Here is a 15271-nt window from a genome sequence, read left to right as displayed (position 1 = left end):
TAAGTCTAGCCAACTAAATTAAAGCATCCTACTAGTTAGGGTGCTTTTTTGGGAGGAAATTAAAGGTTTTCGTAGAATTAGTACATTAGAAAATAAAAGGGGAGAATGGTTATGGAACTAGATTCTAAACAAAAGGTGTTAGTTGCTATATATACAGAATATCAAAAAGAAGACTTTGACATGAGGACAAATATTAAGGCAGATGTTATAGGAATTGAATATCAAATTTTTGCAAAAGCTATAGTAAAATTAATTAATGAAGAATATATAACAGGAGTGAAACTTGTGAGAGGTGGTATAGGCAATAAAATTCATTCTATACTTTTAGATGACATGTTGATAACTAAAGAGGGTATAGAATATGTAGAAAGTAAGATAGGATTAGAAAAAACATTAAGTGGTAAGGAAAAAGCAAAGCATATAGGCAAAAAAGCGTTAGAAGCAGGATGGGATAAAGGCAGTGATTTAGCAGCGAAAGTAATAGGTGAATTAATAAAACAAAGTTAAATTTAAGAACTCTAGAAATAGGGTTCTTTTTATTTTATATACAAGCCTACAGTAAAATGAATTAAAAAAAGAAGGAGTGTGAATATCCCTCTTCACACTATATGGTAACTGTAGGTTTATATATGGAATAAAGTTTATTATAGAAATTAATTAAATGGAGGATAATGAAATGAATGAATTTGAAAAAGAAATGGAAAGAATAGAATTTAGACATGCTATGGAAGATATAAATAATAGAATGGATCAAGTGTTGCAATCAATACAAATGGCATCTAAAATACAAAGAAATTATTTTAATGGACTTATTGAATCAGGATTTAATGAAGAGCAAGCCTTACAAATAGTTATAGCACATGGTGTCAATATAGGTGGCTCAGTACAATCAAAAGAAGAATAATTTTAAAAAATATAAGAGAGGTGGTGGTGTTATGAAGCTAACAGATAAACAAATAATATTTGTAAATGAATACCTAGTGGATTTAAATGCCACTAGAGCTTACAAAAAAGCTTATCCTAATGTAAAGAAAGATAGTGTTGCAGCATCAGCAGCAGTTAGAATGTTAAGAAATGTTAAGGTTAAAAACTATATAGATGAACAGCTTAAAAAAATAGAAGATGAAAGCATAGCCAATGCAACAGAAGTAATGAAGTATCTAACTAAGGTTATGAGAAATGAAACATCAGAAGAAGTTGTTATTGCTTGTGAAGGTGGATATGCTAAGGTTGATAAGACACCATCTGAAAAAGATAGATTGAAAGCAGCTGAATTATTAGGGAAAAGATATAGGTTATTTGTAGATAAGGTTGAGAGTGAAAATAAAACTAAGGTTGAAACTACTACAAAGATTGATTCAATACTTGAACAAATGAGGAAAAGGCATAATGAGTAATGAATATAATTTATCTGATAAATACCTGGATTTCTTAGAACATGATGCACAAGTTGAATTTTTAGAAGGAACAACGGCAGCTGGAAAAACAACAGTAGGCATTACTAAGTTCATGTTAAAGGTTGCTGAATCACCTAAAAAAATGCATGTTATAGCAGCCAAAACAACAGGGGTTGCAGAAAAGAATATCATAAATAAAGAATATGGGATTAAAGATGTATTTGGAGATTCAGTTAAGTATAATGGTAATGGAGATAAGGACGATAAGATTCCACATATAAGATATACAACACCTAATGGTGATAAGATAATATATATACTAGGATATGACAATAGGGATAAATGGGAAATGGTTCTAGGGTCTCAATTTGGTTGTGTTCTTATAGATGAAATTAATACAGCTAGTATAGATTTTGTAAGAGAAATATCCACTAGAAATGACTATCTAATGGGTACACTTAATCCGGATGACCCTAACTTACAAGTATATAGTGAGTTTATAAATTGTAGTAGACCATTAGAGAAGTATAAAAAAGATGTACCAAAAGAGATACAGGAGCAATTGAACAGTGAGGAAAAGCCAAACTGGACATATTGGTTCTTTTCTTTTTATGATAATGCATCTTTAAGTGAAGAAGATATAGAGAAAAAGAAGCTATCAGCACCTAAAGGAACTAAGTTATATAAGAATAAGATATTAGGGTTAAGAGGTAGAGCAACAGGCCTTATATTCTCTAACTTTGAAAGAAAGAATAATGTAATTACAAAAGAAAAGGCTAAGAAATTTAAGTTCATTCAGTTTACAGCGGGACTTGATACAGCATACAGCCAAGAAAGTCCAGATACATTTGCATTTACTTTCTCAGGTATTACAAGTAATAAAGAGTTAGTGGTGTTAGATGAAGAAGTATATAACAATAAGGATTTAGATATACCATTAGCACCTAGTGACATAGCGCCTAAGTTCTTTAAGTTCTTAGAAAAGAATAGACAAGACTGGGGATTTGCTAGAGATGTATTTATTGATTGTGCTGACCAAGCAACAATAATGGAGCTTAAGAAGTTTAAGAGAACTAATCCTTGTATATATAACTTTATTAATTCATATAAGAAGATAACTATTATAGATAGAATACACTTAATGTTAGGTTGGCTTAATACTAATAATAAGATATTCTATTATGTTTTAGATACTTGTGTAGAGCATATAAGAGAGTTAGAAGTCTATAGTTGGAAAGACGATAAGTATGAGCCAGAAGATGCTAATGACCATACAATTAATAGTTCTCAATATGCATGGATACCTTTTAGAAAGATGATAGGAGATTATAAGGAGGAATAGAAATGGGGTGGTTTAAAGATATGGCAACTAAAGCAGCAATAAAATTATTGAATATACAACCAGCAATGTCAACGCAAATTACAATTCAAGAAGCTTATACCTACGAAACTAATTTAATGCGTAATAAGATATGGTATAGGGGTGAAGCTTATGAGTTAGACCAGTTTTTTAAGAACATAAGTAGTGATCCAGTAAATAAAGCTAGGTTTTGGAGTGCTGTACCTAGCAAAGATTTAAGTATTAGAAAGATACACAGCGGTTTACCAGCAATAATAGTTGATAAATTAGGTGATATAGTAGTATCTGATATTGATAAGATAGAGGTGGCTAAAGAAGAGTTTAATAATACATGGGAAGAGATTAGGAAAGACAATAAGTTTAATGATATGTTACCGGATGTTATAGCATCAACCTTAATTTCAGGGGATGGAGCATTTAAAATTACAATAGATACTGATATTACACCTTATCCAATCATTGAATACTTTGACGGTGATAGGGTAGAGTGTATTAGGAGAAGAGATAGGTTATATGAGGTAAAATTCTTTACATTTTATAACCTTAAGAATAGGCAATATAAGCTCATTGAGACATATGGTAAAGGATATGTTAGATATAGGTTAGTAGATGATAAAGAAAATGAGGTCCCACTATCAACAATACCTGATACAGCAGATTTACTTAATGTTGAATTTGATGGTGATTTTATTATGGCGGTACCATTGATGTTCTTTAAGTCTCCTAAGTGGGATGGACGAGGAAAGAGTATATTTGATAGTAAATCAGATAGCTTTGATGCTTTGGACGAGGTAATAAGTCAATGGATAGATGCAATTAGGGATGGAAGAGTTCAAAAGTATATTCCAGAAGATTTGATACCATGTGACCCTAGCACTGGAGAGATGCTTAAACCTAATCCGTTTGATAATAAGTTTATTGCGGTAGGTTCTAATAAGTCAGAAGATGTAAATAATCAAATAGACATGAAACAAGCTGATATAAATTATTTAGCTTATGTAGAAAGTTATGCTAATGCTATTGATATGTGCTTACAGGGTATTATATCTCCTTCTACATTAGGTATAGACTTAAAGAAAACAGATAATGCAGAGGCACAAAGAGAAAAAGAAAAAGCAACTCTATACACTAGAAATAAGATGGTAGATATATTAACAGAAGTGATACCTCAGTTAGTTAATATAGTTCTTAAGACAAATGATGTGCTTAATAGTAAGTCAGTTGGAGAATATGAAACAACAATAGCCTTTGGAGAATATGCATCACCAGACTTTGATTCTACAGTAGAAACAGTAGGTAAAGCTAAGAGCTATGGAATAATGAGTGTAGAACAGTGTATTGAGGAACTATATGGAGATACATGGACAGATGAAGAAAAAGCAGAAGAAGTACAGAGAATAAAAGAACAAAATGGAATGATAGAGGCAGAAGAACCAAAGGTAGTAGATGGTGATGAACTAAACAATATAGATGATCCAGTTAATAATGAGGATGATTTAAATGGACAAGAAGAATAATCCTAGTAAGTTAGGAGAAATACTTAAGAATATAACTAAGCAGTCTATACAATATAATGCAGCTAAAGAAAGAGAAAAGTCTTATGACATTAGAAGGATATTCGAGCAAATGGAGCTTGATTTGATTTCTAGTATGCATAGGGCTTTTTATTTTCACCAAACTGAACAACTTAAAGAAGGTTTTGAATGGGAACAATGGCAGTTATCCAAGCTAAGGTCTATGGAAAAGTATAGGCAGAAGAATAAAGAAATAATAGGCTCTTATTCTAATACAATAGAAGAAACAATAGAAAGAGAGTTACAAGGTAGTTTTAGCAAGGGTGAAAATAGAGTAGATGATTTAGTTAATAGTTTTGAAAAGGCAAAAGAGGCTAAAGAAGAAGCTAAGGTTGGTTTGCCTGATGATATAGCAGAAAGACAGAAGAAAACAATAAATAAAGGTAATGTACCAGAGGATAAGGACTTCTTTGGTCTTAATGAGAAGAAATTAAACGCACTACAAGATACAGTTAAGAGAGATTTAAAAGAAGCTCAGCATGCTGTACTTAGAAAGATGGATGATGTATATAGGCAAACAATATTTAAAACTCATGTATATATGCAATCAGGTACTAAGAGCTTATATCAAGCTATAGATATGGCTACTAAGGACTTCTTAGACAAGGGTATTAATTGTATAGAATATAAGAATGGCGCTAGGGTAAATATAGCTAGTTACGCAGAAATGGCATTAAGAACAGCAAGTCAAAGGGCAACATTCTTAGGAGAAGGTAAGAAAAGAGACGAGTTTGGAATACATTTAGTGGTTGTGAGCGCTCATGCAAATACTTGCGCTATGTGTGAGAAGTGGCAAGGGAAAGTACTTATTGATGATATATTTAGTCATGGTAGTAAATCAGATGGTGAGTATCCTTTACTAAGCGAAGCAATTAAACAAGGTTTCTTACATGCTAATTGTAGACATACTTTAATAACTTATTTTGAGGGGATAACTTCTCTACCAACTGTACCTGATGGTAAAGAGGCTATTAAAACTTATGAGGTTGAACAAAAACAAAGAGCTTTAGAAAGGCAGATAAGAAAGTGGAAAAGATTTAAAATAGGCACTACAGACGAAACAAATAAAGAAGATGCATTAATGAAAGTAAGACAATACGAAAAAGAACTTCAAGAGCTTATTCAAAGAAATCCTCAACTTAGAAGGAACTACAAGAGGGAAGAAGCTGACATAAGAAGTATTAAAGAAATAAATCATAAAGCAGATTTAAAAGAATATGAAAAGTTTAAAAGAGTATTAGATAATGAAGTACCAGAAACAATTGATAAGTTTCAGGAATTGAAGTACAATGATGTTAAGAAGTGGAAGTCCTTAAAACAGAAAATTAGGATAAAAGATGATAGCATTATAGGAAACCCTAATACACCTAATAAATTTGTTAATTCAAATGTTAAGTGGGATAAACATTTAGGGGTGTCTCAAAATATTTCTGATAAATTAAATAATATTCATACAGAATTAAGCGAATTTATGAGTAAAAACGATAGGGAAAAGGTTATTTTATTAGATATAAATTCAAGTAAATTAGCTTATGAATTAGAAGGTAGTAAGAATGATGAAGTAATATTAAATAAGGAAGTTCTAAAAATATTGAAAAATAGTAAAGAAAATAGTATTACGCTTACACATAATCATCCATCAAGCGCTCCTTTTTCAAGAGCAGATATTGATAAAATAATGCACTATAATTCTGTAAAGGCACTTACTTTAGAATGTGCTAATGGTGATAAGTACTTATTTGATAGAAATAATCAGAATATTGGATTCTTTAAATATATGGCTTTTGATTCAGAATACGATAAGATTTATAATAGGGTTGCACAAAAATATCCACAATTAAATGATGAAAAAGAGATATTTAATATCTGGAACATATTTTTAAATGATGTTAACGAAGAGATTTCTAAAAAATATAATATGGTATATAGAAAGGTGGATTAAATTTTAATGAAAGAGCAATTGCTTAAAATTAAACCTCCAAAGAAATATAAAGAGGGTTTAATAAAATATGAGATTGGATTAGATACTGTACCAGATTGGCCAATGTTACAAGCACATGGATGGACATTTGAGGAACATTTAAAATTAGAACAATTAATATCAATAGAAAATATGAGATTTTCTTTAAATGAAGCTATAGAAGAAAATGAGGCTACAGAAGAAGAGATTAAAGAATGTAGAATATTAATTGAAAAAGCTATTGAAAAGTATAATAATATGTAAAGCACTTACTTAAATAAAGAGTAGGTGCTTTTATTATACCTAAAATTAAGGAGGAAAAGGAAATGGAAGAAAAAAATAAACTTATTAAAAATGTGAAATTTGATTTTTTAAGAGATGGCAAAATAGGTTGTTGCCATATTGAAGTTAATTGCGAAACTACAGAAGACTTAAAGGAGGCACTAGAGTTTGCTAGAAGTGCAAGCAATCTAATACCTCCAATTGGTGAAACAGTAGATGAGCACACATCAAAATTGTCAAAATCTAAAATTAAACCAATAAGATAGAATAATCATTAGTAGTAGGCTTTGATTATAGCAACATTGTCTTGATATAAGTCATAATCAATTTCATTAATCCAATGATCAAGTATAAATTGACCACAAATACCATGTGGATTTTTTAAATCATCAGCGATAATTGCTAAGTAGTTCCCGTGATTATCGTTTAGTTCTAAAACTTTAGTATTTATACCGTTTATACAAACATCAATAAGTTTAGAAGAATTTTGATGAAATAATTCTTGTGGACAAATATCCAATTTGTTCATAAATTCACCCCCTTTTAATAAAATTTTACTATATTTATTAAAAATGGACAATTTGTAAGGAATAAGTCTTAGGAAACTAAGGCTTTTTATTATGCCCAAAACGTGCTTAAGGCTCTAAACTGTGCATGGAATTAACAGCCGACAGGCTATAAACGGAGAGGTATGTATGTTTATTAAAAATTCAAGATTTAAAAGGATGTTTTTTCAAGCTGATAATGGAGCAGGTGAAGGTGGTAGCACAGAAGAAACCACTAAAGAAACTACTGAAACCAATGAAGAGACAAAAGAAGAAACAAAGGAAGAAAAGACTTTTACACAGGCTGAGCTTGACACAATAGTAAAAGAAAGAATTTCTAGAGCAACCAAAGGTCAACTTTCTAAAGAGGAAATAAAAGCTTATAACGAGTGGAAAGAAAGTCAAAAGACAGAAGAAGAAAAGAAGAATGAAGCTTTTACTAATGCAGAAAAAGCAAGAATAGCAGCAGAGGAAAAAGCAACAGCTCTTGAAGCAAAGGTAACTTGTCTATCGAAGGGAGTTACAGCTAATTCAGTTGATGATGTAGTAGTACTTGCTAAAGCTATGGTTACAGAAGAAGTTACTATAGAACAGGCTATTGATAAAGTACTAGAAAAGTACCCAAGCTTTAAGGGTGAACAGCAGCAACAAGAACAGCAAAAAGGATTTAAAATCGGTGCTGATGGACAAAAACAAAAAGAAGGTCCAAGTGATGCTTTAGCTAAAGCATTTGGAAATAAATAATTTTAGAAATGGAGATGAATTAAATGGCAGTATACAGTTATGCTGAACAATTTGAAAGTGAATTACAACAAAAATATTCAAGGGAGTTAACATCTTATGATTTAGAGCAATCTAATCCACAGGTTAAGTTTATTAATGCACAAACTATTAAACTACCTAACATTACAGTAAGTGGCTATAAGGACCATAATAGAAATGCTATGGGATTTAATACAGGTTCTATAGGTAATGATTGGGAACCCAAAAAATTAGCACATGATAGAGATATAGAATTCGCTATTGATCCTATGGATATTGACGAAACTAATTTAACAGTAGAAGTTGCAAATATTCAAAATGTATTTGAAACTGAACAGGCTATACCTGAAAAAGATTCGTACAGATATTCTAAACTATATTCAGAAGCTAAGGTTTATGCATCTAATGGAGCTATAATTGATAATACAGTTTTAACAGAAGCAAATGTATTAGAATGGTTCGATACTCAAATGGAAAAGATGGATGACCAAGGGGTACCAAGTGAAGGCAGAATAATTTATTGTACACCTGCAATGAATAAGATTTTAAAGAGAGCTCAAGGGTTACAAAGAAACATTGATGTAAATAACAATAATGGTGTAATTGATAGAAGAGTGTATTCGTTGGATGATGTGAAAATAAAGCCAGTTCCAAGTGCTAGACTTAAGACAAAGTATGATTTTACAAATGGATGTGTTCCAGCAGCAGATGCAAAACAAATTAATTTAATACTTATTCATCCATCATGTCAAGTAACAAGAAGTAAGTACTCATACATTAAGTTATTTACTCCTGGTACAGACAGTAGAACAGCGGATAAATACGTATATCAAAATAGAAATTATGGAGATACATTCTTAATAAAAAATAAGGCTTGTGCTATATCTATTAATGCAGATAAAGAGGCTTAGGAGGGATAACAATTGAAAGCAACTAAAGGAAATAAAGTTTATATAATAGGAGAATCTGAAAAGAAATATTATGTAGCTCAAGGTTACGATATTGTAGATGATGAAGGAAACATAATAGAGTATGGAGCAGGAAAAACAGTTGAATATAAGAAGTATAAAGAAATAGAAGATAAGGCTACAAAATTAGAAAAAGAAAATAAAAAGTTAAAAGAAGAGCTTAAGGAATTAAAGAAGGATGCAAAGTAGTGTCCTTCTTTTCTTATAAGGATGTGACTTTATGTCTTATGTAGATGAAAAATATTATACAGGTGTATTTAAAGGTACTGTTTTAACTAGAGATAATATTCTTAATAAGTTAGAGAGAGCATCAGATCAAGTTGATACACTCACTTATAATAAAATCGTAGGCAAAGGTTTTAATAATCTTACAGAATTTCAAAAAGATAAAGTACAGAAAGCAGTATGCCTCCATGCTGACTTTGTAGAAAAGTATGGCGAATATATTGATATGCCATTAAGTGGTTTTAGCGCTGGTAGTATAAGCGTTAATTTCAATGCTCAAAAGATTAATGGCATTACTACTACACAAGAAGTTATTAATTATCTTAAGCAAACAGGATTAACTTGTAGGAGGTTGTGAGCATGGGATTAAAATTACCATTTCCGAAGTTTTTAGCTAAAACAGATATAAAAGTATGCAGTACTACGCTTGGTGAGGATGGAGAAGAAACAACGCAATTGTATACAGGGAAATGTATTTATACTGATAAAACAAAGCAAGTGATGAATGCAGAAAGACAATTAATAACTCTTACAGGCAAAGCAGTAATTGAGGGTGATATTAATCCAGGTAAGTTAATACAGGGATTTATAGAAGTTAATAATATTAAGAAAAATATTTATGGAACTGAAAGACCTCTTAACCCAGATGGGACAGTATTTTCTACGGAGTTGAGCTTGCAATGAGTGTAAATGTAACTATTAAATTATACAATGATAAAATTGAAGGGTTACAAAATGTTAGTAAGCAAGCCCTAGAAATGACAGTTGAAGCAGTATTAAGTGATATAAAGACTAGTGCAGTTATACCTAAAGATACTGGAGAATTAGAGCGTTCAAGCTTTGTTGATACAAGCCAAATAGAAAACATGGTAGTATCAATAATCTTTGACACTCCATACTCTAGGCGTTTATATTGGCATCCTGAATATAACTTCCGTACAGATAAAAATATAAATGCACAAGGCAAGTGGATGCAGAGCTATATAGATGGAGATAAAAAAGACTTTATAAAAGAGACATATGCTAAATTCTTAAAACAACTCAGTAAGGGGTTGATAAAATAATGCTTTTAAGTGAAGTGAGAGAGTATTTAAAGACTAAAATAGAATGTCCGCAATGGTATGCAGGTAAGATTGATGGAAGTAAAGAGCAATGCATAGGACTATATAATATTATGGGCTCTAGTCCAAATTTAGCCTTAGGTGGTTTAGCTAATACAAGCTATTCTACTAAGGCTATTTCTATACTTGTACATTGGGGGAAAAACAATAATATAGCAGAGCAAAAGGCACAAGATGTATATAATGCTTTGTTTGGACAAGAAGCCATTATCGGTGGCAAAAGGGTTATAAATTTTGATATGAGAACTTCTGAACCAATAGGAGTTGGTACAGATAGTAATGGTGTCTTTGAATATGTAATAGAAGTAAATATAATACATGAAAGGTAGTGATTTTAATGGCAGGATTTACAGGTGTATTTCCAGTTTATAATATTAAATTTAAAATAGGTTTAAAGGGTTTATCTAGTACAGATGTTGATTTAGTAAATATAGCTGACATGGAGACTTTTGGTATAAAAATAGATGGTAAAGCTGAAACATGGACTTCTTTTGATACAGCTGGATGGGAAAGATCATTAATGACAAGTAAAGCATTTTCAGTTGATTTAAAAGGGAAAAGAAATGTAGGGGATCCAGGTAATGATTATGTTGCTGCAACTGCATGGAAAGATGGGTTAGATTGTAGTGGAAAAGCTCAAATTTTATTTCCAGATGGGGCTAAAGTAGATTTTAATTGTGTAATAGATGTAAAGAACGTGGCGGGTGGAGATGCTAAAAACGTTGCACCTTTGGAATTTGAATTAAAAGGTGATGGAAAACCACAATATACTCCAGCACCAAAAACAGTTTAGGAGGAATTAAGGAATGACTAAAGTTTATAATATAATGGATAGGCTTACAAATGATAAGCCAGTAATTAAAATAGATAATGAACATGAATATACAGTGAACAATAGTAAGAATCAAGCAATATTTATTAAGCAACTTTCTGAGGATGAAAAACTAGATGACTTCGAGAAGATAGATAAAATAATCGAAGCAAGTCTTGGTAAAGATGCACTGAATTATATAAACAGTCTTAAACTATCCGTTAAAGCTACCAATACAATTATTAATACAATAATGGCAGCTTTAAATGAAGTTGAGCTTGAAGAAATAGAACAGGAAGCAGTTAAACAAGCGAAAGGTTTTCGGAAGAGATAAATGGTATGATCTTGTTGAGGATTGGGGGCTTATAGAAGCCTCCTTTACAGCTCAGTATGGCATAAGATTGAGAAATGAAGTTGATATGTCTTGGAGTGAATTCTGTACTCTCTTAACTGGGATAATGCCTAAGACCCCCTTAGGGCAAATAGTTAGTATTAGAAGTGAAGAAAACGAAGATATGCTTAAAAACTTTACTCAAGAACAACATAAAATCCGTAATGATTGGAGAAATAGAAATAATCCAATAGCAGATATGACTGACGAAGAGAAAGAAGAAGAAATGAGAAAAGTACAAGAAATCTTTGCAAAAGCTTTTGGATAGTATATACTAGGATTAATAGTTAATTTATGGAGGAGTAGATTTATGTTAGCTTTAGATGGTAAATTAGGCAGAAAGGTTGTTGTTGAAGGGGAAATAGTGAAAATAAGTATGGGATATTTACCTTTTCAAAAGCATAGAAATAAATCAGTTTTAATAAAGGATATAGTTTCAGTTGAAGTTAAAAAACCAGGATTATCTTCTGGATTCATTTTATTTCAAATATGTGGTGAAGATAATAAGGCTAGAAAAAGCATTTCAGATGCTCCAAGTGACAATGAGATACTTTTTGGTTCGAAATCAAAATATGAGACAGCCTTAAAAATTAAAGAATATATAGAAAATTTCAAGAAAAATAGTAATCATTCTAAAACTAATAACGCAAGTACAGCTGATGAAATAATGAAGTTTAAAAAACTTTGTGATGATGGAATAATAACTAAAGATGAGTTTGAAAAACAAAAAAGTAAATTATTAGGTTAATAGAAGCACTTAGAGAAATCTAGGTGCTTTTTCTATGCAGAAAGGAGGTATTATAGTGAGTGATAGCGTAGGAAAGATTACTTTAGACTTAGAAATTGCAAGTGATATTGGGAAACAAGTAAGTGCAATAAGTAATCTAATGGGTAAAAATTTGAAAGATACATTAAACAATTCTTTTAAATCATCTTTTGATGGAATAAATAAAAGTGCTAAAGAGAGCCTTAATAGTGTTGATAGTACAATGAAAAACATGCTATCTAGAATAAAAGATTCAACTAGAAAAACACTTTCTTCAGCATTTGCAACTATGAAAAAAATTAAGTTGCCAACGCCAAAGTTTCCAGAAGTTAATATAGCCAAGCCTAAAGTAGCTAGTATTTCAAAAACTATAGGAACTAGGGGACCGCCAACTGTTAACAAAGAAATGCTAAAATCTCAAATTGAAGGCATAGAAAGAACGCTAGATAACACAAATGCTAAAATCGAACAACAACAAGCTAAATTAGCTGGATTAAGAGAGGAATATAACAATACCTTCAATCAAGCTAGAAAGAACAAATTAGAAGAACAGATATTAAAGACAGAAGGGGCTATAAATAAGCTTATAGCTGCCTCCGATAAGTTAGGTTTTAAATTAGCTGATTTAGATGCAGGGTTTAAAATGTTAGGGGTTGCACCTATGTTAGCAGGTGCAGAAACAGCAGCCTTAACTAATAAAACAAAGGCATTTGCTACTAATGCTGGCAAAGCAGGGAATAGTACTAAAGGTTTTTCAAATGCATTAAAGCAACTTGGATTTGGGGCTAAAACAACAGGAAACAACTTTAGAGGCGCTTATAACGGTGTAGGAATGTTTTTTAGTTCTTTATTTAAATGGGGGATAGTATTTCCTCTTATTATCAGAGGGATAGGAGCAATGTCAAAGAGTTTATTTGATTCATTAATGACTAATCAACAATTTGCTAATTCTCTGCATCAAATACAAACAAACTTAATGGTTGCTTTTACACCTATTTTTTATGCTGTACTCCCTGCTATAAATGCTTTAATGAGTGCGTTAGCTACAATAACAACTTATATAGCTATGTTTACAAGTATGCTGTTTGGAAAGACTTATCAAGCTAGTTATCAAGCCACACAAGGGTTAATTAATGCTAAAGAAGCTATGGGGGCTTATGGAAATAGCGCTAAGAAAGCTGGTAAAGATGCAAAAGGAGCATTAGCCGGATTTGATGAAATTAATGTACTTGCAAACAATAAGCATGATTCTGATGGCGGTGGAGGCGGAGGTGGTAAAAGCAAAGTTCCTAAATTAGCAGCACCTAGCATAAACACTGCCCCAACTTCTGCAGCAGGAAAAGCAGTTGAAAAGATGATTAATGATTTAAAGGCAGTAATGGCTACTTTATTTAATCCATTAAAATCAGCTTGGCAAAAAGATGGGGCTAGTGTTATGAGCGCATTTTATCGGGCCATTGATGGAACTAAAAACACATTAAAACATTTATATTCTGTATTGCAAACTCCGCCTGTGCAACTTTTTATAGAAAATATAGCCAGAATAGGATTAGCATTAGCTAAATTAGCCTTATCAATTTATAATAACTTTATATTACCTATGGTTAATTGGTTTATAAGTGTAATGCCTGGTCTATCAAAAGGCTTAAATCCTTTATTGGAAGGTATTAGAAAGTTTATAGACTTTCTTTCCTCTAGTCCTAATCTGCTTACTGTTGTATGTAGTACTGTTTTAGGGTTAATCGCTGCATTTAAAATTCTAGAGGTATCATTAGTAGTTGTAAAATCTATAGAAAAGCTAAATGCAATCTTATTCATTCTTGCTGAAAACCCAATAATTTTAGTTATAGCAGCAATAGCAGCTTTAGTTGTAGCATTCACAGCTCTTTATGCATCTAATGAAAAATTTAGAAATAAAGTAAATGAAGTAGCTTCTGCTATAAGTAGTTTTTTTATGCCTGTAATTAATACATTAAAAGGAGTATTATTAGATGTTTGGAATAAAGCGCTAATCCCATTAGGTAATTGCTTGATTGATATATGGAAAACTGTAATAGAACCTCTTAGTGTTGTTATTAAAGATGTTTTAGGAATGGCTATTAAATTTATAATAGATATAGCAACTATGCTATGGAAAAATGTACTGTATCCATTTATTGATTTTCTGTCTAGCATTTTTATACAGGGGATACAAGCAGCTATCGAAATATACAAGGCTTGGAAGCCTGTAATACAAGCAATTATAAATATAATGTTGTTCTTATGGAAAAATGTTTTAGCGCCTGTTGTTGGTTTTATGCTAGGTACATTTAAAGGTGCCTTTGAGGGTGTATTTAGAAGTATAAAAGATATTATTGGGGGATTAAAAGTATTCTTTACAGGAATTATAGATTTTATTACTGGAGTGTTTACTGGAAATTGGAGTAGAGCATGGAAAGGTGTAGTTGAAATTTTTAAAGGTATAGTTAGTGTACTTGGAGGAATTTTTAAAACTCCTTTAAATGCTGTTATAGGTCTTATAAATGGTGCTGTAGATAGTATTAATAATATCAAAGTACCAAAGATAGATTTACCATTTGGTATGGGTACCGTAGGCGGATGGAATTTAGGAATTAAACATATACCATACTTAGCTAAAGGTGGTGTTATAGATAGTCCAACACTTGCAATGGTAGGAGAAGCAGGAAAAGAAGCTGTAGTTCCTTTGGAGAATAATACAGGATGGATGGATAAAGTTGGTAGTGTAGTAGCTAGTGCTGTTTTAGCAGCAATGCAGTTTAATACACAATCAAGTAATAATCCAAATAATAATTCAGGTGATACTATACTACAATTAGATGGTACTACATTTGCAAGACTCATAAAACCATATGTAGATAGCGAAAATCAAAGAATCGGTAATATGATAATAAAACCTGTGTAAAGGAGTGAGGTAAGATGATTAAAATAAATGGAGTAGTTTTACCTGCTCCTACTGATTATCAAGTATCTATAAATGACATTTCTAATGCTGAAAGAAACGCTAACGGAACTATGATAATAGAAAGAATAGCAACAAAAAGAAAGTTAGAATTAGCATGGAAGTTCTTAAGTAAAGAAGATCTAAGTA

General features: G+C 31.4%; 21 protein-coding genes. 20 read left to right on the top strand and 1 reads right to left on the bottom strand.

Features of this window, described 5'->3' with window-relative positions; genetic code table 11:
* Positions 1-111 precede the first annotated feature (111 nt).
* From BUB01_RS10130 to BUB01_RS10095, 8 genes are all read left to right on the top strand, one after another.
* Positions 112-507, top strand: a complete 396-nt coding sequence (locus tag BUB01_RS10130) for a YjcQ family protein (RefSeq protein WP_072986801.1) — start codon at positions 112-114, stop codon at positions 505-507.
* Positions 508-676: 169 nt separating this feature from the next.
* Entirely contained in the window at positions 677-904 is a 228-nt protein-coding gene (locus BUB01_RS10125) for a hypothetical protein (protein WP_072986798.1), read from the top strand.
* A gap of 31 nt (positions 905-935) precedes the next feature.
* The gene (locus BUB01_RS10120) at positions 936-1397 is read left to right on the top strand and encodes a terminase small subunit (RefSeq protein ID WP_072986796.1); all 462 of its coding nucleotides are present in this window, start codon (positions 936-938) and stop codon (positions 1395-1397) included.
* Positions 1390-2739, top strand: a complete 1350-nt coding sequence (locus BUB01_RS10115) for a terminase large subunit domain-containing protein (protein ID WP_072986793.1) — start codon at positions 1390-1392, stop codon at positions 2737-2739. Before BUB01_RS10120 ends, BUB01_RS10115 begins: the two co-directional genes overlap by 8 nt.
* 2 nt (positions 2740-2741) lie before the next feature.
* Positions 2742-4274 (top strand): phage portal protein, encoded by a 1533-nt coding sequence (locus tag BUB01_RS10110; RefSeq protein WP_072986791.1) that lies wholly within the window; start codon positions 2742-2744, stop codon positions 4272-4274.
* Complete coding sequence (locus BUB01_RS10105; protein WP_072986789.1) at positions 4258-6273, top strand: phage minor capsid protein; 2016 nt, start codon at positions 4258-4260, stop codon at positions 6271-6273. Before BUB01_RS10110 ends, BUB01_RS10105 begins: the two co-directional genes overlap by 17 nt.
* Before the next feature lie 6 nt (positions 6274-6279).
* Complete coding sequence (locus tag BUB01_RS10100; RefSeq protein WP_072986787.1) at positions 6280-6555, top strand: hypothetical protein; 276 nt, start codon at positions 6280-6282, stop codon at positions 6553-6555.
* A gap of 62 nt (positions 6556-6617) precedes the next feature.
* Positions 6618-6839: a hypothetical protein gene (locus BUB01_RS10095; RefSeq protein ID WP_072986784.1), complete on the top strand. Its 222-nt coding sequence runs from the start codon at positions 6618-6620 to the stop codon at positions 6837-6839.
* A gap of 8 nt (positions 6840-6847) precedes the next feature.
* On the opposite strand, the gene BUB01_RS10090 is transcribed toward BUB01_RS10095, so the two are convergent.
* Complete coding sequence (locus BUB01_RS10090; RefSeq protein WP_072986782.1) at positions 6848-7102, bottom strand: hypothetical protein; 255 nt, start codon at positions 7100-7102, stop codon at positions 6848-6850.
* 166 nt (positions 7103-7268) lie between these two features.
* Between BUB01_RS10090 and BUB01_RS10085 the strand changes: the two genes are divergently transcribed.
* The 12 genes from BUB01_RS10085 to BUB01_RS10030 are packed head-to-tail and all read left to right on the top strand — an operon-like array spanning position 7269 to position 15085.
* Entirely contained in the window at positions 7269-7862 is a 594-nt protein-coding gene (locus tag BUB01_RS10085; protein WP_072986779.1) for a hypothetical protein, read from the top strand.
* 23 nt (positions 7863-7885) lie between these two features.
* On the top strand, positions 7886-8791 hold the full coding sequence (locus BUB01_RS10080) for a capsid protein (protein WP_072986776.1): 906 nt from the start codon (positions 7886-7888) through the stop codon (positions 8789-8791).
* Positions 8792-8803: 12 nt separating this feature from the next.
* Positions 8804-9037 carry a hypothetical protein gene (locus tag BUB01_RS10075; protein WP_072986773.1) on the top strand — a complete coding sequence of 78 codons (234 nt, stop codon included), beginning with the start codon at positions 8804-8806 and terminating at the stop codon, positions 9035-9037.
* Between the two features lie 31 nt (positions 9038-9068).
* A complete protein-coding gene (locus tag BUB01_RS10070; protein WP_072986770.1) occupies positions 9069-9431 on the top strand; it encodes a head-tail connector protein in 363 nt (120 codons plus the stop codon).
* Positions 9432-9433: 2 nt separating this feature from the next.
* The gene (locus BUB01_RS10065; protein ID WP_072986766.1) at positions 9434-9757 is read left to right on the top strand and encodes a hypothetical protein; all 324 of its coding nucleotides are present in this window, start codon (positions 9434-9436) and stop codon (positions 9755-9757) included.
* A complete protein-coding gene (locus tag BUB01_RS10060; RefSeq protein ID WP_072986763.1) occupies positions 9754-10137 on the top strand; it encodes a hypothetical protein in 384 nt (127 codons plus the stop codon). Before BUB01_RS10065 ends, BUB01_RS10060 begins: the two co-directional genes overlap by 4 nt.
* Complete coding sequence (locus BUB01_RS10055) at positions 10137-10523, top strand: phage tail terminator protein (RefSeq protein WP_072986760.1); 387 nt, start codon at positions 10137-10139, stop codon at positions 10521-10523. Before BUB01_RS10060 ends, BUB01_RS10055 begins: the two co-directional genes overlap by 1 nt.
* A gap of 8 nt (positions 10524-10531) precedes the next feature.
* Positions 10532-10987 (top strand): phage tail tube protein, encoded by a 456-nt coding sequence (locus BUB01_RS10050; protein WP_072986757.1) that lies wholly within the window; start codon positions 10532-10534, stop codon positions 10985-10987.
* A gap of 13 nt (positions 10988-11000) precedes the next feature.
* On the top strand, positions 11001-11339 hold the full coding sequence (locus BUB01_RS10045) for a hypothetical protein (protein WP_072986754.1): 339 nt from the start codon (positions 11001-11003) through the stop codon (positions 11337-11339).
* Positions 11340-11370: 31 nt separating this feature from the next.
* On the top strand, positions 11371-11664 hold the full coding sequence (locus tag BUB01_RS10040; protein WP_072986751.1) for a Gp15 family bacteriophage protein: 294 nt from the start codon (positions 11371-11373) through the stop codon (positions 11662-11664).
* A gap of 42 nt (positions 11665-11706) precedes the next feature.
* Entirely contained in the window at positions 11707-12144 is a 438-nt protein-coding gene (locus tag BUB01_RS10035; protein ID WP_072986747.1) for an SHOCT domain-containing protein, read from the top strand.
* Positions 12145-12199: 55 nt separating this feature from the next.
* Entirely contained in the window at positions 12200-15085 is a 2886-nt protein-coding gene (locus tag BUB01_RS10030; protein ID WP_072986744.1) for a hypothetical protein, read from the top strand.
* Positions 15086-15271 lie beyond the last annotated feature (186 nt).

Source organism: Clostridium cavendishii DSM 21758, assembly GCF_900141845.1.
In the GTDB taxonomy this organism is placed as follows: Bacteria; Bacillota; Clostridia; order Clostridiales; family Clostridiaceae; genus Clostridium_AG; species Clostridium_AG cavendishii.
This window is presented reverse-complemented; position numbering and strand designations above follow the sequence as displayed.

What these genes read in the sequence shown, in the direction of transcription:
- BUB01_RS10130 (WP_072986801.1), top strand. Translation starts at nt 112, where the DNA reads ATGGAACTAGATTCTAAACAAAAGGTGTTAGTTGCTATATATACAGAA.
- BUB01_RS10125 (WP_072986798.1), top strand. Translation starts at nt 677, where the DNA reads ATGAATGAATTTGAAAAAGAAATGGAAAGAATAGAATTTAGACATGCT.
- BUB01_RS10120 (WP_072986796.1), top strand. Translation starts at nt 936, where the DNA reads ATGAAGCTAACAGATAAACAAATAATATTTGTAAATGAATACCTAGTG.
- BUB01_RS10115 (WP_072986793.1), top strand. Translation starts at nt 1,390, where the DNA reads ATGAGTAATGAATATAATTTATCTGATAAATACCTGGATTTCTTAGAA.
- BUB01_RS10110 (WP_072986791.1), top strand. Translation starts at nt 2,742, where the DNA reads ATGGGGTGGTTTAAAGATATGGCAACTAAAGCAGCAATAAAATTATTG.
- BUB01_RS10105 (WP_072986789.1), top strand. Translation starts at nt 4,258, where the DNA reads ATGGACAAGAAGAATAATCCTAGTAAGTTAGGAGAAATACTTAAGAAT.
- BUB01_RS10100 (WP_072986787.1), top strand. Translation starts at nt 6,280, where the DNA reads ATGAAAGAGCAATTGCTTAAAATTAAACCTCCAAAGAAATATAAAGAG.
- BUB01_RS10095 (WP_072986784.1), top strand. Translation starts at nt 6,618, where the DNA reads ATGGAAGAAAAAAATAAACTTATTAAAAATGTGAAATTTGATTTTTTA.
- BUB01_RS10090 (WP_072986782.1), bottom strand. Translation starts at nt 7,102, where the DNA reads ATGAACAAATTGGATATTTGTCCACAAGAATTATTTCATCAAAATTCT.
- BUB01_RS10085 (WP_072986779.1), top strand. Translation starts at nt 7,269, where the DNA reads ATGTTTATTAAAAATTCAAGATTTAAAAGGATGTTTTTTCAAGCTGAT.
- BUB01_RS10080 (WP_072986776.1), top strand. Translation starts at nt 7,886, where the DNA reads ATGGCAGTATACAGTTATGCTGAACAATTTGAAAGTGAATTACAACAA.
- BUB01_RS10070 (WP_072986770.1), top strand. Translation starts at nt 9,069, where the DNA reads ATGTCTTATGTAGATGAAAAATATTATACAGGTGTATTTAAAGGTACT.
- BUB01_RS10065 (WP_072986766.1), top strand. Translation starts at nt 9,434, where the DNA reads ATGGGATTAAAATTACCATTTCCGAAGTTTTTAGCTAAAACAGATATA.
- BUB01_RS10060 (WP_072986763.1), top strand. Translation starts at nt 9,754, where the DNA reads ATGAGTGTAAATGTAACTATTAAATTATACAATGATAAAATTGAAGGG.
- BUB01_RS10055 (WP_072986760.1), top strand. Translation starts at nt 10,137, where the DNA reads ATGCTTTTAAGTGAAGTGAGAGAGTATTTAAAGACTAAAATAGAATGT.
- BUB01_RS10050 (WP_072986757.1), top strand. Translation starts at nt 10,532, where the DNA reads ATGGCAGGATTTACAGGTGTATTTCCAGTTTATAATATTAAATTTAAA.
- BUB01_RS10045 (WP_072986754.1), top strand. Translation starts at nt 11,001, where the DNA reads ATGACTAAAGTTTATAATATAATGGATAGGCTTACAAATGATAAGCCA.
- BUB01_RS10035 (WP_072986747.1), top strand. Translation starts at nt 11,707, where the DNA reads ATGTTAGCTTTAGATGGTAAATTAGGCAGAAAGGTTGTTGTTGAAGGG.